The following is an 18,311-nucleotide window of genomic DNA, read 5'->3' as shown; positions in this document are numbered from 1 at the left end:
GGTCCGGCCCGCTGAGGGCTGAGGCCTTAAAATCGAAGGCTTCATGCCCGCAGTCTCCTTCCAAGCCATATCCAAGACCTTTGCCACGCCCAAAGGCCCTTTCCAGGCACTGAACCAGGTCAACCTGGACATTGAGGAAGGCGAGTTCTTCGGGCTTCTGGGCCCCAACGGTGCGGGCAAAACCACCCTGATCAGCATCCTGGCAGGCTTGGCGCGTGCCACCAGCGGCCGTGTGCTCGTGCAGGGCAGCGACGTGCAGGCCCAGTACGCCGATGCCCGGCGCAAGCTGGGCATCGTGCCGCAAGAGCTGGTGTTTGACCCCTTCTTCAACGTGCGCGAGGCGCTGCGCATCCAGTCGGGCTACTTCGGCGTGAAGAACAACGATGCCTGGATCGACGAGCTGCTCGAAAACCTGGGCCTGGCCGACAAGGCCAACGCCAACATGCGCCAGCTCTCGGGCGGCATGAAGCGCCGTGTGCTGGTGGCACAAGCACTGGTGCACAAGCCGCCCATCATCGTTTTGGATGAGCCCACGGCCGGTGTCGATGTGGAACTGCGCCAGACGCTGTGGCACTTCATCGCCCGCCTGAACAAGGAAGGGCACACCGTGCTGCTCACCACACACTACCTCGAAGAAGCCGAGGCTCTGTGTGGCCGCATCGCCATGCTCAAGGCCGGGCAGGTGGTGGCACTCAACCGCACCAGCGAGCTGCTCAAGGCCGCCTCGGGCAGCGTGCTGCAGTTCAAGACCGACGCGGTGCTGCCACCTGCACTGGCTGCCGTGGCGCGCGTCACCGGCCGCATCGTGCAGTTGCCCGCGCATGACGCGGCGGAGATTGAAAACCACCTCGCAACGCTGCGCGTGGCCGGGGTTGATGTACAGGACATGGAGATCCGCAGGCCAGACCTGGAGGATGTGTTCCTGCAAGTGATGTCCGGCACTTCGGCTTCCAATATTCCCTTGTCCGAGGTCGCGCTATGACCGGCTGGCAAACCCTGTTCTACAAAGAAGTGCTGCGGTTCTGGAAGGTCAGCTTCCAGACCGTCGCCGCTCCGGTGCTCACGGCCGTGCTGTACCTGCTGATCTTTGGCCATGTGCTCGAAGACCATGTGAAGGTCTACGACCGCATCAGCTACACCGCGTTTCTGGTGCCCGGCCTGGTGATGATGAGCGTGCTGCAAAACGCCTTTGCCAACAGCTCTTCCAGCCTGATCCAGAGCAAGATCATGGGCAGCCTGGTGTTCGTGCTGCTCACCCCGCTGTCGCACTGGGCCTGGTTTGTGGCCTATGTGGGCTCGTCCGTGGTGCGCGGGCTGGTGGTGGGCTTGGGCGTGTTCATCGTCACGATGGCGTTTGCGCGGCCGGAGTTTGCTGCACCCTGGTGGATTCTGGTGTTCGCCCTGCTGGGGGCCGCGCTGCTGGCCACGTTGGGGTTGATCGCCGGGCTCTGGGCCGACAAGTTCGACCAGATGGCCGCGTTCCAGAACTTCGTCATCGTGCCCATGACCTTTCTGTCGGGCGTGTTCTATTCGATCCAGTCGCTGCCGCCGTTCTGGCAGGCAGTGAGCCACCTCAACCCGTTTTTCTACATGATCGACGGCTTCCGCTACGGCTTCTTTGGCCAGAGCGACACGTCCCCCTGGCTCAGCCTGGGCATCGTGGGCATCGCCTGGCTGGCCGTGAGTGCCCTGGCCGTGCACCTGCTGCGCACCGGCTACAAAATCCGCAACTGATTCCGAGCGCCCCTCTATGACCGCTGACCAACTCAAAGACCTCATCGCCGCTGGCATCGCTTGCGATCACATCACGCTTGAAGGTGATGGCCGCCACTGGTATGCGACCATCGTTTCGGCCACGTTTGTGGGCCAGCGCACCCTGCAACGCCAGCGTGCGGTGTACGCCACCCTGGGCAACCGGATGCAGACCGACGAGGTGCATGCCTTGTCGATGAAAACCTTCACGCCCGCAGAATGGGCTGCCCAGACGGATTGAGTTGTTTTGCTCCTGAATTAATAGCTGTTCGCGCTTTGTGTAAAAGCGCTAGCGGCACTTTTGAACACTATTTGGGTTGATTGAGATGGACAAACTCCTGATTCGCGGCGGACGCAGCTTGCAAGGCGAGGTGCTGGTCTCCGGCGCCAAGAACGCCGCCTTGCCGGAGTTGTGTGCTGCCTTGCTCACGGCCGAGCCCGTGACCCTGCTCAACGTGCCCCAGTTGCAGGATGTGAGCACCATGCTCAAGCTCATCCGCAACATGGGTGTGGCGGCGGAGCGGGCCGACGACGGCACCGTGCATATCAACGCCAGTGCGCTGAGCACGCCCGAAGCCCCGTACGAGCTGGTCAAGACCATGCGCGCCTCGGTGCTGGCGCTGGGCCCGCTGCTGGCCCGTTTTGGCGAGGCCACGGTGTCGCTGCCCGGTGGCTGCGCGATCGGCTCGCGCCCGGTGGACCAGCACATCAAGGGCCTGGCCGCCATGGGCGCCGAGATCGTGGTTGAACACGGCTACATGATCGCCAAGCTGCCCGCAGGCTGGAAGCGCCTGAAGGGCGCGCGCATCACCACCGACATGGTGACCGTGACCGGCACCGAGAACTTCCTCATGGCCGCTGCGCTGGCCGAGGGTGAGACGGTGCTCGAAAACGCCGCGCAAGAGCCCGAAATTTCGGACCTGGCCGAGATGCTGATCGCCATGGGCGCCAAGATCGAAGGCCACGGCACCAGCCGCATCCGCATCCAGGGCGTGGACAAGCTGCATGGCTGCACCCACCGCGTGGTGGCCGACCGCATTGAGGCTGGTACCTTCTTGTGCGCCGTCGCAGCCACGGGCGGCAATGTGCTGCTGCGCCATGGCCGCGCCGACCACTTGGACGCGGTGATCGAAAAGCTGCGCGAGGCCGGTGCTACCGTGCAAGCGATGGACGGCGGCGTTCGCGTGCAAAGCGCAGGCGGCGCCACGCTCAAGGCCCAGGGCTTTCGCACCACCGAGTACCCCGGTTTTCCCACCGACATGCAGGCCCAGTTCATGGCGCTCAACTGCATCGCCCAGGGCACGGCGACGGTGACCGAGACGATTTTTGAAAACCGCTTCATGCACGTCAACGAGCTGGTGCGCCTGGGTGCCAAGATCCAGACCGATGGCAAGGTGGCCGTGATCGAGGGGACACCGCGCCTGTCCGGCGCCACCGTGATGGCCACCGACCTGCGCGCCTCGGCCAGCCTCGTCATCGCGGGCCTGGTGGCCGACGGCGAAACCGTGGTGGACCGCATCTACCACCTGGACCGTGGCTACGACTGCATGGAAGCCAAACTGCGGGGCATTGGCGCCGACATTGAAAGACTGAAAGCATGAGCACCGGCAACATGATCACCCTGGCCCTTTCCAAGGGCCGCATCTTTGACGAAACCCTGCCGCTGCTGGCCGCTGCAGGCATCGAGGTGCTGGAAGACCCCGAAAAATCGCGCAAGCTCATCTTGCCCACCAACCAGCCCAACGTGCGCGTGGTGCTGGTGCGTGCCACCGACGTGCCCACCTATGTGGAATACGGCGGTGCCGACATCGGCGTGACCGGCAAGGACACCCTTATCGAACATGGTGGCCAGGGCCTGTACCAGCCGCTGGACCTGCGCATTGCCAAGTGCCGCGTGAGTGTGGCCGTGCGCAACGACTTCGACTACGCCCAGGCCGTCAAGCAGGGCTCGCGCCTCAAGGTCGCCACCAAGTACACCGGCATTGCCCGCGACTTCTTCGCCAGCAAGGGCGTGCACGTGGACATGGTCAAGCTCTACGGCAGCATGGAGTTGGCGCCGCTGACGGGTCTGGCCGATGCGATCGTGGACCTGGTGTCCACCGGCAACACGCTCAAGGCCAACAACCTCATCGAAGTCGAGCGCATCATGGACATCAGCTCCTACCTGGTCGTGAACCAGGCTGCGCTCAAGCTCAAGCAGGCACCGCTGCGCCGCATCATCGATGCGTTTGCATCGGCCATTCCCGCTGAAAAGAACTGACCCAACCTTAGAACGCACTATGACTTTGGTAGCTGCTCCCGCCCGTCTGTCCACCGCTGCGGCCACTTTTGAGGCTGATTTTGCAGCCCGCCTGCATTGGTCTGCCGACACCGACGCGGCCATCGAGCAGCGCGTGGCCGACATCCTGGCCGACGTGCAAAAGCGCGGCGACGCGGCCGTGCTGGAGTACACCGCCCGTTTCGATGGCCTCAGCGCCCCCAACATGGCGGCGCTGGAGCTGACCCAGGCCGACTTCAAGGCCGCGTTCGACGCCATTCCGCAGGCCCAGCGCGACGCGCTGCAGGCCGCCGCCAAGCGTGTGCGCAGCTACCACGAGGCGCAGAAGAAGGCCTCGGGCGAGAGCTGGAGCTACCGCGACGAGGACGGCACGCTGCTGGGTCAGAAGGTCACACCGCTCGACCGCGTGGGCATCTACGTGCCCGGCGGCAAGGCCGCGTACCCCTCCAGCCTGTTGATGAATGCCATCCCGGCCCACGTGGCCGGTGTGCAGGAAATCATCATGGTGGTGCCCACGCCCGTGCGCGGCAGCGTGGCAACCGGTGGAACGGGCGAGGGCACCTCGACGAAGGGCGAGCGCAACGAGCTGGTGCTGGCCGCCGCGTACGTGGCGGGCGTCACGCGCGCCTTCACCATTGGCGGTGCCCAGGCCGTGGCGGCGCTGGCCTACGGCACGGCCACCGTGCCCAAGGTGGACAAGATCACAGGTCCCGGCAACGCCTACGTGGCCAGCGCCAAGAAGCGCGTGTTCGGCACCGTGGGCATCGACATGATCGCTGGCCCGAGCGAAATCCTGGTGCTGGCCGATGGCACCACACCGCCTGACTGGGTGGCGATGGACCTCTTCAGCCAGGCCGAGCATGACGAGCTGGCGCAGAGCATCCTGTTGTGCCCCGACGCCGCCTACCTCGACGCCGTACAGCGCGAGATCGACCGCCTGCTGCCCACCATGCCGCGCGCCGAGATCATCGCCAAGAGCCTCACGGGCCGCGGCGCGCTGATCCTGACCAAGGACATGGAAGAAGCCTGCGCGATCAGCAACCGCATCGCGCCCGAGCACTTGGAGGTCAGCAGCACCGACCCGCACCGCTGGGAACCTTTGCTGCGTCATGCGGGCGCCATCTTCCTCGGGGCCTACACCTCCGAAAGCCTGGGCGACTACTGCGCAGGCCCCAACCACGTGCTGCCCACGAGCGGTACCGCACGTTTCTCGTCGCCACTGGGCGTGTACGACTTCCAGAAGCGCAGCAGCCTCATTGAGGTGAGCGAGGCCGGTGCGCAGGTGCTGGGTACCATCGCCGCCGAGCTGGCCTATGGCGAGGGCCTGCAGGCCCACGCACGGGCTGCTGAGATGCGGCTCAAGACGCCCATCAAGCTGCGCTGACCGCGCCCCGGGGCAGGGCACCCTGTGTGGGGGCCGTTGCCTTGGGCTGATGGGCAGATGCGGGTGCTGGCGGATAAGCAGCACCTTCCACTGCCCGGTGCTGCGCCCAGCTCAGCCGCGCGGGCCGGTGGCCTTCGGCGCTCACCCGCAGCCGCACGGGTCCGGCGAACGATAGGCGCTGTCCGGCCTCCAGAAAATAATCCTCCAGCAGGCCATCACAGGTCACCCAGACGCGGCCTTGTTCCACTTCGAGCAGGGCGATCTCGCCCGCACGGAAGTCCAGCACCTGGACGGCCTGCAGCGGCGGCAGGGGCTGGCGCTTCCATTGCAGGGTGAGGGGACCCGCAGGCTGGCTGAGCAGGGCGGGCGACGGCGGGGTGGGGGTGTGCAGCGAGTTCATGCCTTCACTGTGCGGCCAGCTGCCGCGCGCCACCAGCCACAGGCAGGGACGATCTGAGCCAGTACAGAATAGCGAACCAACCCATCTGTACTGGTCGTGCTGGCATGCCTCTGTACGGGCTATTGGCCGAGCTGCCAGTACAGAATGCAGCATGGCCACCGATGACGCACCTCCGCTCTACTTGCAAATCGCCGAGCAGCTCGCACAGCTGATCCGCAACGGCACCCTGGCGCGCGGCGAAAAGCTACCCTCTGTGCGTGAACTGGCGCGCCAGCATGGCGTGGCGCAGACCACGGTGGTGCAGGCCTACCACTGGCTGGAGGATGCGCGCCTGATCACCGCGCGCCCGCGCTCGGGCTTTTTTGTGGCGGCGCGGCCGGTAAGCCTGCCCGAGCCCAGCACGCCGCGCCCGATGCGCCGCCCACGCGAGGTGTCGGTGGACTGGCTGGGTCAGCGCATCCTGGGGCGCAACCAGCCGGTGGACATCATTTCGTACAGCAGCGGCACCCCCGGCCCCGAGCTGTTCAACCCCGACCGTGTGCGCCGCGCCGTGGTGCGTGCCGCGCAGCGCCACCGCAACCTGCTGTGCACGTACCCGGCCTCTTCGGGCCATGAAGACGCGCGCCGTGCCCTGGCGCGCTACGCCGTCGGCCTGGGCTGCAGCCTGGATCCGGAGAACATCGTGATCACCGGGGGCTGCATGGACAGCATTGCGCTGTGCCTGCGCGCGGTGACGCAGCCCGGCGACGTGGTGGCGCTGGAGTCGCCCACCCATTTTTCGTTTCTGGAGGTGCTGCAGGGCCTGCACCTCAAGGCGCTGGAGATTCCCACCCACCCGCGCAACGGCCTGTCGCTCGACGCGCTGCAACTCGCGCTGGACACCCAGCCCGTTAAGGCCGTGATGGTGGTGCCCACGCTCAGCAACCCGCTGGGCAGCTGCATGCCCCAGGCCGAGCGCAAGCGCCTGGTGCAGATGGCGGCGCGGCACAACATGGCGGTGATCGAGGACGCGATCTACAACGACCTGGTGGAGGTGGACGAGATGCGCCGCACCGTCAAGTCGTACGACACCACGGGCCATGTGATGCTGTGCGATTCGTTCTCCAAGACGCTGGCGCCGGGCCTGCGCCTGGGCTGGCTGGAGGCGGGGCGCTGGGCCGAAAAGCTGCGCGCCATCAAGGACCTGCAGGCCGGTGGCCAGTCGGCCGTGCTGGAGCTGGCGCTGGCCGACCTCATCACCCAGGCAGGCCACGCTGCGGCCATGCGCCAGCTGCGGGCGGCCGTGGCGGCGCGCATGGACGAGGTGCGCCACGTGATCGCCGCGCACTTCCCGCAGGGCACACGCGTGAGCGACCCGCCCGGCGGCCTGCTGCTGTGGCTGGAGCTGCCACGCGCGCTCGATTCGGTGCAACTGCATGAGGCCTGCCTGGCCCGGCAGATCCTGATCGCGCCCGGTACCGTGTTCAGCGCCAGCGGGCGGTTTCGCAACTGCCTGCGCATTGGCGTGGGCGGTGACTGGACACCTGCCCACCTGGAGGCCCTGTGCACCGTGGGCGACATGGCGTGCCAGATGCTGCAGAAAGAGGCACAACGCAAGGCCGCGTAGATGGGTGTTTTTGGTTTTTTGATGAACACGAAGTTCGTGGCGCACGAAGTTCGTGTAATATTTAACCCATGAAAAACATCACCGTGACCATGGACGACACCGTTGCCGAATGGGTGCGCGTGGAAGCCGCCAAGCGCGGCAGCAGCGTCTCGCGTCTGCTCGGTGAATGGCTGGCCGAAAAGATGCGCCAGGAAGACGCCTACGCCCAGGCCATGCGCGAGGCGCTGGGTTTTGAGTCCTGGGGCGCATCGAGCGGGCCCTACGTGCCCCGCGAAACCCTGTTTCTGCGCTGAACGGGGCAGAGCACATGAGCACCTCCCCCATCTTTGTCGATACCGAAATCCTGCTCGCCAGCGTGGACGACCGCGATGCAGAGCGCCAGGCGCGCGCCCGCGAATGGATCAGCTTTTGCTGGCAGACCCGCAGCGGCCGCATCAGCTCGCAGGTGCTCAACGAGCTGTACAACCAGGCCATCCAGCGTTTTGACGGCCCCCACGTGCTGCAGCAGGTGCGCGCCCAGGTGCGCCGCCTGCGCGTGTGGCTGCCGCCGCACCTGGACTCCTACACCGTGGACGGCGCCTGGGACCTGCAGGACCGCTACCGCCTGGGCTACTGGGATGCGCTCATCCTCTCGTCCGCCCACCAGCAGGGCTGCCGCTACCTGCTGACCGAAGCCCTGCCGCACAACCAGCCACTGGACGCCGTGCGCCCCATCAACCCGTTTCTTGTTACCCCCAACGAACTGGACACTACCGAATGACTACTCCTGCGTCGTCCCCACTCCAAGCCCTGGCCCGCATCCGCCCCGACGTGCGTGCCATGCACGCGTATGGCGTGCAGCCCTCCACCGGCATGCTCAAGATGGACGCCATGGAGAACCCGTTCCGCCTGCCCGCACATCTGCAGGCCGCGCTGGGCCAGCGCCTGGGTGCGCTGGCACTCAACCGCTACCCCGGCGACCGCATTGCCGACCTGAAGGCGGCTCTGGCACAGTACGCGGGCATGCCCGAGGGCTACGGCATCGTGCTGGGCAACGGCTCGGATGAGCTCATCACCCTGCTGGCCCTGGCCTGCGCACAACCCGGCACGGGCCAGCGCGCCACCATGCTCGCGCCCATGCCGGGTTTTGTGATGTACCCGCTGTCGGCGCAACTGCAGGGCCTGGACTTTGTCGGCGTGCCACTCACGCCCGACTTCGAGCTGGACGAACCCGCCATGCTGGCCGCCATCGCGCAGCACAACCCCGCCATCACCTACATCGCCTACCCCAACAACCCCACGGCCACGCTGTGGAACGAGGGCGCAGTGCAGCGCATCATCGACGCCGCGGGCGCGCAGGGCGGCATCGTGGTCATGGACGAGGCCTATCAGCCCTTTGCCAGCCGCACCTGGATCGACCGCATGCGGGCCGAGCCCGCGCGCAACGCCCATGTGCTGCTCATGCGCACGCTCAGCAAGTTTGGTCTGGCAGGCGTGCGCCTGGGCTACCTCATCGGGCCCTCGGCGTTCGTGAGCGAGATCGACAAGGTGCGCCCGCCCTACAACGTGAGCGTGCTCAACTGCGAAGCCGCGCTGTTTGCGCTTGAACACGCCGAGGTTTTCGCCGCCCAGGCGGCAGAAATCCGTGCCGAACGCGCCACGCTCATCGCCGCGTTGCGCCAGATGCCGGGTGTCGAAAAGTGCTGGGACAGCGAGGCCAACATGGTGCTGATCCGTGTGGCGGATTCCGCCAAGGCCTACGAGGGTATGAAAAACCGCAAGGTGCTCGTCAAGAACGTTTCTACAATGCACCCATTGCTGGCCAACTGCCTGCGCCTGACGGTAGGCAATGCCGAAGACAACGCGCAGATGCTGGCAGCACTCCAAGCCTCCCTATGACTTCCTCCGCACTCGTACCCTCCGCCCCATCGGCCGACCCGATGGCCGACCGCATCGCCGAGGTCAGCCGCAACACCGCCGAAACGCGCATCCGCGTGCGCATCAACCTCGACGGCACCGGCCAGGCCAAGCTCTCCACCGGCATCGGTTTCTTTGACCACATGCTCGACCAGATCGCCCGCCACGGGCTGATCGACCTGGACATCGACTGCGAAGGCGACCTGCACATCGACGGCCACCACACCGTGGAAGACGTGGGCATCACGCTGGGCCAGGCTTTTGCGCGCGCCGTGGGCGACAAGAAGGGCATCCGCCGCTACGGGCATGCCTACGTGCCGCTGGACGAAGCGCTATCGCGCGTGGTGGTCGATTTTTCGGGCCGCCCCGGGCTGCACATGGATGTGAAGTTCACGGCCGGGAGCATCGGCCAGCTCGACACGCAACTGGTGTTCGAGTTCTTCCAGGGCTTTGTGAACCACGCTGGCGTCACGCTGCACATCGACAACCTCAAGGGCGTCAACGCACACCACCAGTGCGAGACCATCTTCAAGGCGTTCGGGCGCACGCTGCGCGCGGCGCTGGAGCGCGACCCGCGCTCGGCCGGTGTCATCCCCTCCACCAAGGGTTCGTTGTGAAATTTTGGGTTAAATCAGGCGCTATCGCTTGATGGATAAGCGCTAGTAGCTATGAATATGGAAGCAAAAACAGTGGCGGTCGTGGACTACGGCATGGGCAACCTGCGCTCGGTGTCGCAGGCCGTGCAGGCCGCCGCCGAGGGCACGGGCTGGACCGTGGTCGTCACCCAGCGCCCCGAAGACGTGCGCGCCGCCCAGCGCATCGTGCTGCCAGGGCAGGGCGCCATGCCCGACTGCATGCGCGAGCTGCGCGAGTCCGGCCTGCAGGAATCGGTGCTCGAAGCCGCTGCCTCCAAGCCAATGTTCGGCGTGTGTGTAGGTATGCAGATGCTGCTGGACCATAGCGCCGAGGGGGATACGCCGGGCCTGGGCCTCATCCCTGGTGATGTGCTCAAGTTCGACCTGGCAGGCCGCACCCAGCCTGACGGCAGCCGCTTCAAGGTGCCCCAGATGGGCTGGAACCAGGTGCGGCAGATGCCCCACGCCCACCACGGCGGTGGCGTGCACCCGGTGTGGGCTGGCGTGCCGGACAGCAGCTACTTTTACTTTGTGCACAGTTTCTACGCCGTGCCGCAAAATCCTGCCCACTGCGCAGGGCAAACGGACTACGGCGGTTTGTTCGCCGCCGCCATTGCACGCGATAATATTTTTGCCACCCAGTTTCACCCGGAGAAAAGCGCGGAGCATGGCTTGGCCCTGTACCGCAATTTTCTGCACTGGAATCCCTGATCCCTTAACCGCCACCCGTTCGGGCCGAGCTGCGTCTCGCCCTTTTTCACCCGAACTTCACCACCATGCTGCTCATCCCCGCCATCGACCTCAAAGACGGCCACTGCGTACGCCTCAAACAAGGCGATATGGACCAATCCACCACCTTTGGTGAAGACCCCGCCGCCATGGCGCGCAAATGGGTGGATGCCGGTGCACGCCGCCTGCACCTGGTGGACTTGAACGGTGCGTTTGCGGGCGTGCCCAAGAACTACAGCGCCATCAAGTCCATTCTGAAAGAGGTGGGCGACGACATTCCCGTGCAGTTGGGCGGCGGTATCCGCGACCTGGACACCATCGAGAAATACATCGACGGCGGCCTGCGCTACGTGATCATCGGCACGGCTGCGGTCAAGAACCCCGGTTTTCTGAAGGACGCCTGCAGCGCCTTCGGCGGCCACATCATCGTGGGGCTCGACGCCAAGGACGGCAAAGTCGCTACCGACGGCTGGAGCAAGCTCACCGGCCACGAGGTCGTGGACCTGGCCAAGAAGTTCGAGGACTGGGGCGTCGAATCCATCATCTACACCGACATCGGCCGCGACGGCATGCTGTCGGGCATCAACATCGACGCTACGGTGAAGCTGGCCCAGGCTTTGAGCATCCCCGTGATCGCCTCGGGCGGCCTGTCGAACATGACCGATATCGAGCAGCTGTGCGCGGTGGAGAGCGAAGGCGTCGAAGGTGTGATCTGCGGCCGCGCCATCTACAGCGGCGACCTCGACTTTGCTGCGGCTCAAGCGCGTGCCGACGAACTGAACGGCTAAGGACTGCATGCTCGCCAAACGCATCATCCCTTGCCTCGACGTCACCGGAGGCCGCGTGGTCAAGGGCGTCAATTTCGTCGAACTGCGTGACGCGGGTGACCCGGTCGAAATCGCCGCCCGCTACAACGCGCAGGGCGCTGACGAGCTCACCTTCCTCGACATCACCGCCACCAGCGATGGCCGTGACCTCATCCTGCACATCATCGAGGCGGTGGCCAGCCAGGTGTTCATTCCGCTCACCGTGGGTGGCGGTGTGCGCACCGTGGAAGACGTGCGCAGGCTGCTCAACGCGGGCGCCGACAAGACCAGCTTCAACTCGGCCGCCATTGCCAACCCTGATGTCATCAACGCCGTGTCTGCCCGCTATGGCGCGCAGTGCATCGTGGTGGCCATCGACGCCAAGCGCCGCTCGGCCGAGGACGCCCAACGCCTGGGCGCCAACGGCCAGCCTGTGGGTGCGGGCTGGGATGTGTACAGCCACGGCGGCCGCAAGAACACGGGCCTGGACGCCATCGCCTGGGCGACCGAGATGGCGCAGCGCGGTGCGGGCGAAATCCTGCTGACCAGCATGGACCGCGACGGCACCAAGGCGGGCTTTGACCTGGAGCTGACCCGCGCGGTGAGCGATGCGGTGAGCGTGCCCGTGATCGCCTCGGGCGGCGTGGGCAACCTCGACCACCTGGCCGACGGCATCCAGACCGGTGGCGCTGACGCGGTGTTGGCCGCCAGCATCTTCCACTACGGCGAATACACCGTGGGCCAGGCCAAGCAGCGCATGGCAGAGCGCGGCATCCCTGTGCGGATGTGATCAGCATTTGCTCCTGATTCGATAGCTGCTTGCGCATATCACATCTGCGCTAGCGGTCAAAAATGCTTCAAAAGTGCGGGTGCGTGCCGTGGTGTGCCCTGGCGTGCCATCCGGATCACCGACAATGGCCCCCATGAACTGGCTCAACGAAGTGAAATGGGATGCGCAGGGCCTGGTGCCCGTAATTGCGCAAGAGCAGGGCACGGGCGACGTGCTGATGTTTGCGTGGATGAACCGCGAGGCCCTGGCGAAAACCGCTGAACTCGGCCGCGCCGTGTACTTCAGCCGCTCGCGCAAGAAGCTGTGGTTCAAGGGCGAAGAGTCCGGCCACGTGCAGACCGTGCACGAGATCCGCCTGGACTGCGACAACGATGTGGTGCTGCTCAAGGTCACCCAGCAGGGCCACGAGCCCGGCATCGCCTGCCACACGGGCCGCCACAGCTGCTTCTTCAGTGTGCTCAAGGACGGGGTCTGGCACGCGGTCGAGCCGGTCTTGAAAGACCCCGAATCCATCTACAAATAATGGCAATGGACGACAAGACCATGAGTTCCAACGATTCCCTGGCGCGCCTGGCCGCCGTCATCGAAAGCCGCAAGCCCGCCAACGGCGGCGACCCGGCCACCAGCTACGTGTCGCGCCTGCTGCACAAGGGGCCTGATTCCTTCCTGAAGAAGATCGGCGAAGAAGCCACCGAGGTGGTCATGGCCGCCAAGGATGTCGACCACGGCGCCGACAAGTCCAAGATCGTCTACGAAGTGGCCGACCTGTGGTTCCACACCATGGTGGCGCTGGCCCATTACGGCCTCACGCCTGCCGATGTGGTGGCCGAGCTGGAGCGCCGTGAAGGCACCAGCGGCATCGAGGAAAAGGCACTGCGCAAGGTGGCGGAGCGCGCTGCCGAAGAAGGCACGCCGTGAGCGACATCATCGATGTGCAGACCAACGACCAGAAGGCCGAGGACCTGAAGGCCATCGGCTGGGTCAGCTATGCGCTGCACCTGATCGTGGCGCTGGGGGCGGTCATCCCGGGCGCGCAGCCCGGCGCTGCGCTGCTGATCGTGGCACTGGTGATCGACCTGGTGAAAAAAGGCGATGCCGAAGGCACCTGGCAGGCCAACCATTTCTCGTGGCGCATCCGCACCGTCATCTGGGCGGGGGTGCTCTATGTGGTGACTTCGCCGTTGTGGCTGCTGCTGGTGGTGCCCGGCATGATCGCCTGGGGCCTGATCTCCATCTGGTTCCTGTACCGCATCGTGCGTGGCATGGTGGCCATGAACAAGAGCCAGGCGGTGGATGCCTGAAGCAGCTCGTCCCCGCCCGCGTCTGAACCTCGCGTTGCAGGGCGGCGGCTCGCACGGCGCACTCACCTGGGGTGTGCTGGATGCGCTGCTGGAAGACGGCCAGTGGCAGCTCGATGGTGTCAGCGGCACCAGCGCTGGCGCCATGAACGCCGTGGCCCTGGCGCACGGGTTTGCGCAGGCAGCGCAGCAGCACAAAGACCCCGAAGACGCCCACCTGGCGGGCTGCGCATTGGCGCGCGAGTCGCTTACCCGCCTGTGGGAAGGGGTGGGCGCGCTGGGCAGCCTGACCTGGGGAACGCCCCTGTCTGCCGCCAACCCGCTGGTGGGCATGATGTCGCAGTGGTTCTCGCCCTACCAGACCAATCCGCTGGGGATCAACCCCTTGCGCAAGCTGCTGGAGCGCGAGGTGGATTTCAGCCTGCTGTGCTCCGCCCGCACCGGCGTGGTCGGCCCCAAGGTGTTTGTGTGTGCGACCAATGTGCGCACCGGCCGGGGCGAAATTTTCTTCGGGCCCCGGCTGAGCGTCGATGCGGTGATGGCGTCGGCCTGCCTGCCCATGCTGTTCAAGGCGGTCGAGATCGAGGGCGAGGCCTATTGGGACGGCGGCTATTCGGGCAACCCTGCGTTGCATCCGTTGATCTACCAGACCGACACCTCGGACATCCTGCTGGTGCAGATCAACCCCGTGGAGCATCTGGACGTGCCCAACAACGCCTCCGAGATCATGGAGCGCATGAACGAAGTCACCTTCAACGCCAGCCTGCTGGCCGAGCTGCGTGCCATCGAGTTCGTTCGCCGCCTGCTCGCCGAGGGCAAGCTCGATGCCCGTCGCTACAAGAGCGTGCGCATGCACCGCATCGATGGTGGTTCGGTGTTGGCGCCCTTCGGGGCCGACAGCAAGTTGCGCGCAGACCTGTCGTTTGTGCGCAAGCTGTTTGCCCTGGGCCGTGCTGCGGGGCAGGACTGGCTGCGCGCGCACCGCAAGGACGTGGGTGTGCGCCCCAGCATCAAGATCGCTGACAATGCCTAGCTCACGCGCGAAGCGCCCTCAGGGTTGATCCGCGCCTGTACCCCTGATTCCCTTTGCTCCGATCCCTCCCATGCACGATCCGAACTGCCTTTTCTGCAAAATCATCGCGGGCCAGATTCCCTCCAAGAAGGTTTATGAGGACGAAGAAATCTTCGCCTTTCACGACATTCACCCGTGGGCGCCGGTGCATTTCTTGATGGTGCCCAAGCTGCATATCCCTTCCATGGCGCAGGTCACCCCAGAGCACGCCGGGGTGCTGGGGCGCATGATGGCGCTGGCGCCAAGGCTGGCACTGGAGCAGGGCTGCAACCCGTACCCGGAGGGTGGCTTTCGCGTCGTGGTAAACACGGGGCTTGAAGGCGGGCAGGAAGTCCATCACCTGCATATCCACGTGATGGGCGGCCCCCGTCCGTGGCTTAAAGGCTGAACTAGGCTGAACCAGGCTGACGATCGTGCCAGATAGAGATGCGTCGGCATGCCCCGGCACTGAATTCCTGTCACGCCCCCCGTCTAAAATGATTGCAATTCGTTAGGAGATATTTCATGGGCTCTTTTTCCATCTGGCACTGGCTGATCGTGCTGTTGATCGTTGTGATGGTGTTTGGTACCAAGAAGCTCAAGAACATGGGCTCCGACCTGGGGGGCGCCGTCAAGGGCTTCAAGGACGGCATGAAGGACGGCGCTTCGGATGCCGCTGCCACCACCACCCCGCCCGCTGGTCAGGTAGCCAACAGCCAGGCCGCCGACAAGACCACCATCGATGTCGAAGCCAAGCAAAAGAGCTGAGTGCGTGTTGCTGACCCGCAGCCGCAGCCTGCTTTGCACGGGCGCCTGATCCATGATTGATATTGGCCTGTCCAAAATGGCGCTGATCGGCGCCGTGGCGCTGATCGTCATTGGCCCCGAGAAGCTGCCCCGCGTGGCCCGCACCGTCGGTACCTTGCTGGGCAAGGCGCAGCGCTATGTGTCCGACGTGAAGGCGGAGGTCAACCGGTCCATGGAGCTCGATGAGCTCAAGAAGATGAAGGACACGGTGGAGAACGCCGCACGCGACGTGCACAACACCATCCAGACCAGCGCCAGCGAGTTCGAGAAAGACTGGGCCGAGGCCACCGATACCGCCAGTGCGGCCCTGCAGGACCAGACCACCGTGGTGCCTGCCTACAAGCACCCCGGCAAGAACTGGCGCCTCAAGCGTGGCGCTGTGCCCCAGTGGTACAAGGCCAAAAGCGGCGTGCGCACCAAGGCACAGTCTGGCGCGGCCCGCGTGGCACGCTACCGCCCCCAAAAATTCCACTGATGCAGCCTGACGCGCCCCGTGCGCTGCATGGGCGGCCCTGACGCCCACGAAAACCCAACATGTCCGAAACCCCCACCAAAGAAGACGAACTGGCCGGTACCGAGCAACCGTTCGTACAGCACCTCATGGAGCTGCGCGACCGGTTGGTCAAGGCCATTATTGCCATTGCCATTGCAGCGGCGATCCTGTTCTTCTTTCCTGGTCCTGGCGCGCTGTACGACTTTCTGGCCGCTCCCCTGGTCGCCCACCTGCCCAAGGGGGCCACGCTGATCGCCACGTCGGTGATTTCGCCGTTCATGGTGCCGCTCAAGATTTTGCTGATGTCGGCCTTTTTGCTGGCATTGCCTTTTGTGCTGTGGCAGGTGTGGGCCTTCGTGGCGCCAGGCCTGTATTCGCACGAGAAGAAACTGGTGCTGCCGCTGGTGGTCTCCAGCACGCTGCTGTTCTTCATCGGCGTGGCGTTTTGCTACTACCTGGTGTTCGGCCAGGTGTTCGCCTTCATCCAGAGTTTTGCCCCCAAGAGCATCACGGCCGCGCCTGACATCGAGGCCTATCTGAGCTTCGTGCTATCGATGTTCCTTGCGTTTGGCCTGTCTTTTGAGGTGCCGATTGCCGTGGTGGTGCTGGCGCGCATGGGCATCGTGAGTGTGCAGAAGCTGCGTGAATTCCGTGGCTATTTCATCGTGATCGCGTTTGTGATTGCCGCCGTCGTCACTCCGCCCGATGTGGTTTCGCAGCTATCTCTCGCCGTACCCATGTGCCTGCTCTACGAGGTGGGCATCTGGGCCGCGCAGATCTTCATCAAGCACACCAAGGCGCCCGAAGAGCCAGGGGAATCCGCTTCCGCGTCCTGACCTACCAGCCATTGCCTTCTGGAGGGGCGGGGCAAGGCCTATACCCAGAGCTGGCCCGTGGGGCTCCCCACGGTGGTGATACAAAAAAATCAAGTAAAAACAGCTGCAGGCGCTTATGCAATAAGCGCTAGTAGCTATGATTTTTATAGTGATGCGCGGAGGGTGGCCGGCGCGGCGCACGGAGTCTCTGCATCCCGTGCCAAAGCCCTTTTCGCTCGCCTGTTCACCGTTCTGAACGCCGCAGCAACACCCCTGCAGTCGGCCCTTCCCGAATCGATTCTGCGCACCCGTTTCAGGGGAGGTCCGTACCCGAATGCGGCAGGATCACCTCTGAGCGGCGATCGCGACAGCGCTAGCGCTTCACATTGCGCTGCGGCCGGGGGCGCACGCCAGGGTTGATGCTCAGTTCGACCTGCTTGTCGGCCCGTTGCACCTCAAACGATGCGGCCTGGCCTGGCTTGAGCGCCGCCACGGCCGTCAGCAGCTGCGACACATTGCCCACAGTCTTGCCGTCCACGCTCACGATCACGTCCCCTGGGCGCATGCCAGCCTGGGCGGCGGGGCCGTCCTGTAGTACGCCGGTGATGATCACGCCCTCGGTTGCCTTTTTCACGCCAAAGGTTTCGGCCAGTTCGGGCGACAGCTCGTTGGGCTCCACGCCAATCCAGCCGCGCGTGACCTGGCCGTCCTTGACGATGCCGTCCAGCACCATGCGCGCCGTGGACACCGGAATGGCAAACCCGATGCCCATGCTGCCGCCCGAGCGCGAGTAGATCGCGGTGTTGATGCCCATGAGGTTGCCGTTCACATCGACCAGCGCGCCGCCCGAGTTGCCGGGGTTGATGGCTGCGTCGGTCTGGATGAAGTTCTCAAACGTGTTGATGCCCAACTGGCTGCGGCCCAGCGCACTCACGATGCCGCTGGTCACGGTCTGTCCTACGCCGAAGGGGTTGCCAATGGCCAGAACCTGATCGCCCACGTCCAGGGCGTCTGAGTTGCCCAGCACGATGACGGGCAGCTTGTCCAGTTCGATCTTGAGGATGGCCAGGTCGGTGTCGGGGTCGGTGCCGATCACGCGCGCGCGGGCGCGGCGGCTGTCGGTGAGGGTGACTTCGATTTCGTCGGCGCCTTCGACCACGTGGTTGTTGGTCAGGATGTAGCCCTGGGGGCTCACGATCACTCCACTGCCCAGGCCGGCTTGCGCCTGGCTGCCTTGGTCGCCAAAGAAGAACTGGAACCAGGGGTCGTTGCTGCGCGGGTGGCGCACTTCCTTGCTGGTGTTGATGCTGACCACGGCGGGCGCCGCCTTGCGGGCTGCGGTGCTGAAGCTGCCAGCCACCGGCTGGGACAACGGTGTGGCCGGTGCCTCCAGCAGTGCAATGCCCGCCCCGGAGCGCGTGGTGCCCCGGCCCAGCCATTCGGGCTGCAGTGTGGCAACAACAAAATAGGCCGCAACGAGGACCGTCACGGACTGGGAGAACAGCAGCCAGAGTCGCTTCATGAAAAGTGCTTACCGGTGGTAGTACAGGGTGGGCGATGGAGGCGGGTCC

24 protein-coding genes are annotated in these 18,311 nt (G+C 65.0%); 22 read left to right on the top strand and 2 right to left on the bottom strand.

Features of this window, described 5'->3' with window-relative positions; genetic code table 11:
• Window positions 1-43: 43 nt before the first annotated feature.
• From OIN59_RS19005 to hisD, 6 genes are all read left to right on the top strand, one after another.
• The gene (locus OIN59_RS19005; RefSeq protein WP_274112756.1) at window positions 44-982 is read left to right on the top strand and encodes an ABC transporter ATP-binding protein; all 939 of its coding nucleotides are present in this window, start codon (window positions 44-46) and stop codon (window positions 980-982) included.
• Window positions 979-1,734 carry an ABC transporter permease gene (locus tag OIN59_RS19000; protein ID WP_274112754.1) on the top strand — a complete coding sequence of 252 codons (756 nt, stop codon included), beginning with the start codon at window positions 979-981 and terminating at the stop codon, window positions 1,732-1,734. Before OIN59_RS19005 ends, OIN59_RS19000 begins: the two co-directional genes overlap by 4 nt.
• Window positions 1,735-1,750: 16 nt before the next feature.
• Entirely contained in the window at window positions 1,751-1,993 is a 243-nt protein-coding gene (locus OIN59_RS18995) for a BolA family protein (RefSeq protein ID WP_274112752.1), read from the top strand.
• Between the two features lie 85 nt (window positions 1,994-2,078).
• Window positions 2,079-3,353, top strand: coding sequence for a UDP-N-acetylglucosamine 1-carboxyvinyltransferase (gene murA, locus OIN59_RS18990; protein WP_274112750.1), 1,275 nt, complete (start codon window positions 2,079-2,081; stop codon window positions 3,351-3,353).
• An 11-nt stretch (window positions 3,354-3,364) separates the two neighbouring features.
• Window positions 3,365-4,012, top strand: coding sequence for an ATP phosphoribosyltransferase (gene hisG / locus OIN59_RS18985; protein WP_056641761.1), 648 nt, complete (start codon window positions 3,365-3,367; stop codon window positions 4,010-4,012).
• A 19-nt stretch (window positions 4,013-4,031) separates the two neighbouring features.
• Window positions 4,032-5,414 carry a histidinol dehydrogenase gene (hisD, locus tag OIN59_RS18980; protein ID WP_274112746.1) on the top strand — a complete coding sequence of 461 codons (1,383 nt, stop codon included), beginning with the start codon at window positions 4,032-4,034 and terminating at the stop codon, window positions 5,412-5,414.
• On the opposite strand, the gene OIN59_RS18975 is transcribed toward hisD, so the two are convergent.
• A complete protein-coding gene (locus tag OIN59_RS18975; RefSeq protein ID WP_274112744.1) occupies window positions 5,401-5,814 on the bottom strand; it encodes a DUF2917 domain-containing protein in 414 nt (137 codons plus the stop codon). The genes hisD and OIN59_RS18975 overlap by 14 nt on opposite strands.
• Before the next feature lie 151 nt (window positions 5,815-5,965).
• On the opposite strand from OIN59_RS18975, the gene OIN59_RS18970 reads away from it, so the two are divergent.
• From OIN59_RS18970 to tatC, 16 genes are all read left to right on the top strand, one after another.
• Complete coding sequence (locus tag OIN59_RS18970) at window positions 5,966-7,420, top strand: aminotransferase-like domain-containing protein (RefSeq protein WP_274112742.1); 1,455 nt, start codon at window positions 5,966-5,968, stop codon at window positions 7,418-7,420.
• A gap of 68 nt (window positions 7,421-7,488) precedes the next feature.
• On the top strand, window positions 7,489-7,713 hold the full coding sequence (locus tag OIN59_RS18965) for a hypothetical protein (RefSeq protein ID WP_015012682.1): 225 nt from the start codon (window positions 7,489-7,491) through the stop codon (window positions 7,711-7,713).
• A 14-nt stretch (window positions 7,714-7,727) separates the two neighbouring features.
• On the top strand, window positions 7,728-8,180 hold the full coding sequence (locus tag OIN59_RS18960; RefSeq protein ID WP_274112740.1) for a PIN domain-containing protein: 453 nt from the start codon (window positions 7,728-7,730) through the stop codon (window positions 8,178-8,180).
• Window positions 8,177-9,298 (top strand): histidinol-phosphate transaminase, encoded by a 1,122-nt coding sequence (hisC, locus tag OIN59_RS18955; protein WP_274112738.1) that lies wholly within the window; start codon window positions 8,177-8,179, stop codon window positions 9,296-9,298. Before OIN59_RS18960 ends, hisC begins: the two co-directional genes overlap by 4 nt.
• Window positions 9,295-9,933, top strand: coding sequence for an imidazoleglycerol-phosphate dehydratase HisB (gene hisB / locus OIN59_RS18950; protein ID WP_274112736.1), 639 nt, complete (start codon window positions 9,295-9,297; stop codon window positions 9,931-9,933). The genes hisC and hisB overlap by 4 nt, the downstream gene beginning before the upstream one ends.
• 51 nt (window positions 9,934-9,984) lie before the next feature.
• The gene (gene hisH / locus OIN59_RS18945) at window positions 9,985-10,662 is read left to right on the top strand and encodes an imidazole glycerol phosphate synthase subunit HisH (protein ID WP_055399227.1); all 678 of its coding nucleotides are present in this window, start codon (window positions 9,985-9,987) and stop codon (window positions 10,660-10,662) included.
• 65 nt (window positions 10,663-10,727) lie between these two features.
• Window positions 10,728-11,468, top strand: a complete 741-nt coding sequence (gene hisA, locus OIN59_RS18940) for a 1-(5-phosphoribosyl)-5-[(5-phosphoribosylamino)methylideneamino]imidazole-4-carboxamide isomerase (RefSeq protein WP_121422435.1) — start codon at window positions 10,728-10,730, stop codon at window positions 11,466-11,468.
• Between the two features lie 7 nt (window positions 11,469-11,475).
• Window positions 11,476-12,276 (top strand): imidazole glycerol phosphate synthase subunit HisF, encoded by an 801-nt coding sequence (gene hisF / locus OIN59_RS18935; RefSeq protein ID WP_274112731.1) that lies wholly within the window; start codon window positions 11,476-11,478, stop codon window positions 12,274-12,276.
• Between the two features lie 124 nt (window positions 12,277-12,400).
• Window positions 12,401-12,799, top strand: coding sequence for a phosphoribosyl-AMP cyclohydrolase (gene hisI, locus OIN59_RS18930; protein ID WP_274112729.1), 399 nt, complete (start codon window positions 12,401-12,403; stop codon window positions 12,797-12,799).
• Window positions 12,800-12,819: 20 nt separating this feature from the next.
• Entirely contained in the window at window positions 12,820-13,194 is a 375-nt protein-coding gene (locus tag OIN59_RS18925; protein WP_274112727.1) for a phosphoribosyl-ATP diphosphatase, read from the top strand.
• Complete coding sequence (locus OIN59_RS18920; RefSeq protein WP_274112725.1) at window positions 13,191-13,577, top strand: DUF4870 family protein; 387 nt, start codon at window positions 13,191-13,193, stop codon at window positions 13,575-13,577. The genes OIN59_RS18925 and OIN59_RS18920 overlap by 4 nt, the downstream gene beginning before the upstream one ends.
• Window positions 13,570-14,607 carry a patatin-like phospholipase family protein gene (locus OIN59_RS18915; protein WP_274112723.1) on the top strand — a complete coding sequence of 346 codons (1,038 nt, stop codon included), beginning with the start codon at window positions 13,570-13,572 and terminating at the stop codon, window positions 14,605-14,607. The genes OIN59_RS18920 and OIN59_RS18915 overlap by 8 nt, the downstream gene beginning before the upstream one ends.
• A gap of 70 nt (window positions 14,608-14,677) precedes the next feature.
• The gene (locus OIN59_RS18910) at window positions 14,678-15,034 is read left to right on the top strand and encodes a histidine triad nucleotide-binding protein (protein ID WP_274112721.1); all 357 of its coding nucleotides are present in this window, start codon (window positions 14,678-14,680) and stop codon (window positions 15,032-15,034) included.
• A gap of 116 nt (window positions 15,035-15,150) precedes the next feature.
• Window positions 15,151-15,393: a Sec-independent protein translocase subunit TatA gene (tatA, locus tag OIN59_RS18905; RefSeq protein WP_274112719.1), complete on the top strand. Its 243-nt coding sequence runs from the start codon at window positions 15,151-15,153 to the stop codon at window positions 15,391-15,393.
• Window positions 15,394-15,445: 52 nt separating this feature from the next.
• The gene (gene tatB, locus OIN59_RS18900) at window positions 15,446-15,907 is read left to right on the top strand and encodes a Sec-independent protein translocase protein TatB (protein ID WP_274112716.1); all 462 of its coding nucleotides are present in this window, start codon (window positions 15,446-15,448) and stop codon (window positions 15,905-15,907) included.
• Window positions 15,908-15,966: 59 nt separating this feature from the next.
• Window positions 15,967-16,761: a twin-arginine translocase subunit TatC gene (gene tatC / locus OIN59_RS18895; RefSeq protein ID WP_274112714.1), complete on the top strand. Its 795-nt coding sequence runs from the start codon at window positions 15,967-15,969 to the stop codon at window positions 16,759-16,761.
• A 352-nt stretch (window positions 16,762-17,113) separates the two neighbouring features.
• Here the strand turns inward: tatC and OIN59_RS18890 are convergent, their stop codons facing one another.
• Entirely contained in the window at window positions 17,114-18,262 is a 1,149-nt protein-coding gene (locus OIN59_RS18890) for a Do family serine endopeptidase (protein WP_274112712.1), read from the bottom strand.
• Window positions 18,263-18,311: the final 49 nt, after the last annotated feature.

Origin of the sequence: Acidovorax benzenivorans (assembly GCF_028680575.1) — a bacterium.
GTDB classification, from domain to species: Bacteria; Pseudomonadota; Gammaproteobacteria; order Burkholderiales; family Burkholderiaceae_C; genus Acidovorax; species Acidovorax benzenivorans.
Note: the sequence above shows the minus strand (reverse complement) of the source record. Positions and strands in the feature narration are given on the sequence as shown.

Excerpts from the sequence above, each read along its gene's own strand:
- OIN59_RS19005 (WP_274112756.1), top strand. The coding sequence starts at position 44 with ATGCCCGCAGTCTCCTTCCAAGCCATATCCAAGACCTTTGCCACGCCC.
- OIN59_RS18960 (WP_274112740.1), top strand. The coding sequence starts at position 7,728 with ATGAGCACCTCCCCCATCTTTGTCGATACCGAAATCCTGCTCGCCAGC.
- OIN59_RS18925 (WP_274112727.1), top strand. The coding sequence starts at position 12,820 with ATGAGTTCCAACGATTCCCTGGCGCGCCTGGCCGCCGTCATCGAAAGC.
- OIN59_RS18965 (WP_015012682.1), top strand. The coding sequence starts at position 7,489 with ATGAAAAACATCACCGTGACCATGGACGACACCGTTGCCGAATGGGTG.
- murA (WP_274112750.1), top strand. The coding sequence starts at position 2,079 with ATGGACAAACTCCTGATTCGCGGCGGACGCAGCTTGCAAGGCGAGGTG.
- hisI (WP_274112729.1), top strand. The coding sequence starts at position 12,401 with ATGGCCCCCATGAACTGGCTCAACGAAGTGAAATGGGATGCGCAGGGC.
- hisH (WP_055399227.1), top strand. The coding sequence starts at position 9,985 with ATGAATATGGAAGCAAAAACAGTGGCGGTCGTGGACTACGGCATGGGC.
- hisG (WP_056641761.1), top strand. The coding sequence starts at position 3,365 with ATGATCACCCTGGCCCTTTCCAAGGGCCGCATCTTTGACGAAACCCTG.
- hisB (WP_274112736.1), top strand. The coding sequence starts at position 9,295 with ATGACTTCCTCCGCACTCGTACCCTCCGCCCCATCGGCCGACCCGATG.
- hisD (WP_274112746.1), top strand. The coding sequence starts at position 4,032 with ATGACTTTGGTAGCTGCTCCCGCCCGTCTGTCCACCGCTGCGGCCACT.
- OIN59_RS18910 (WP_274112721.1), top strand. The coding sequence starts at position 14,678 with ATGCACGATCCGAACTGCCTTTTCTGCAAAATCATCGCGGGCCAGATT.
- OIN59_RS18970 (WP_274112742.1), top strand. The coding sequence starts at position 5,966 with ATGGCCACCGATGACGCACCTCCGCTCTACTTGCAAATCGCCGAGCAG.
- hisC (WP_274112738.1), top strand. The coding sequence starts at position 8,177 with ATGACTACTCCTGCGTCGTCCCCACTCCAAGCCCTGGCCCGCATCCGC.
- hisF (WP_274112731.1), top strand. The coding sequence starts at position 11,476 with ATGCTCGCCAAACGCATCATCCCTTGCCTCGACGTCACCGGAGGCCGC.
- hisA (WP_121422435.1), top strand. The coding sequence starts at position 10,728 with ATGCTGCTCATCCCCGCCATCGACCTCAAAGACGGCCACTGCGTACGC.
- OIN59_RS18995 (WP_274112752.1), top strand. The coding sequence starts at position 1,751 with ATGACCGCTGACCAACTCAAAGACCTCATCGCCGCTGGCATCGCTTGC.
- OIN59_RS18890 (WP_274112712.1), bottom strand. The coding sequence starts at position 18,262 with ATGAAGCGACTCTGGCTGCTGTTCTCCCAGTCCGTGACGGTCCTCGTT.
- OIN59_RS19000 (WP_274112754.1), top strand. The coding sequence starts at position 979 with ATGACCGGCTGGCAAACCCTGTTCTACAAAGAAGTGCTGCGGTTCTGG.
- tatB (WP_274112716.1), top strand. The coding sequence starts at position 15,446 with ATGATTGATATTGGCCTGTCCAAAATGGCGCTGATCGGCGCCGTGGCG.
- OIN59_RS18975 (WP_274112744.1), bottom strand. The coding sequence starts at position 5,814 with ATGAACTCGCTGCACACCCCCACCCCGCCGTCGCCCGCCCTGCTCAGC.
- OIN59_RS18915 (WP_274112723.1), top strand. The coding sequence starts at position 13,570 with ATGCCTGAAGCAGCTCGTCCCCGCCCGCGTCTGAACCTCGCGTTGCAG.
- tatA (WP_274112719.1), top strand. The coding sequence starts at position 15,151 with ATGGGCTCTTTTTCCATCTGGCACTGGCTGATCGTGCTGTTGATCGTT.
- tatC (WP_274112714.1), top strand. The coding sequence starts at position 15,967 with ATGTCCGAAACCCCCACCAAAGAAGACGAACTGGCCGGTACCGAGCAA.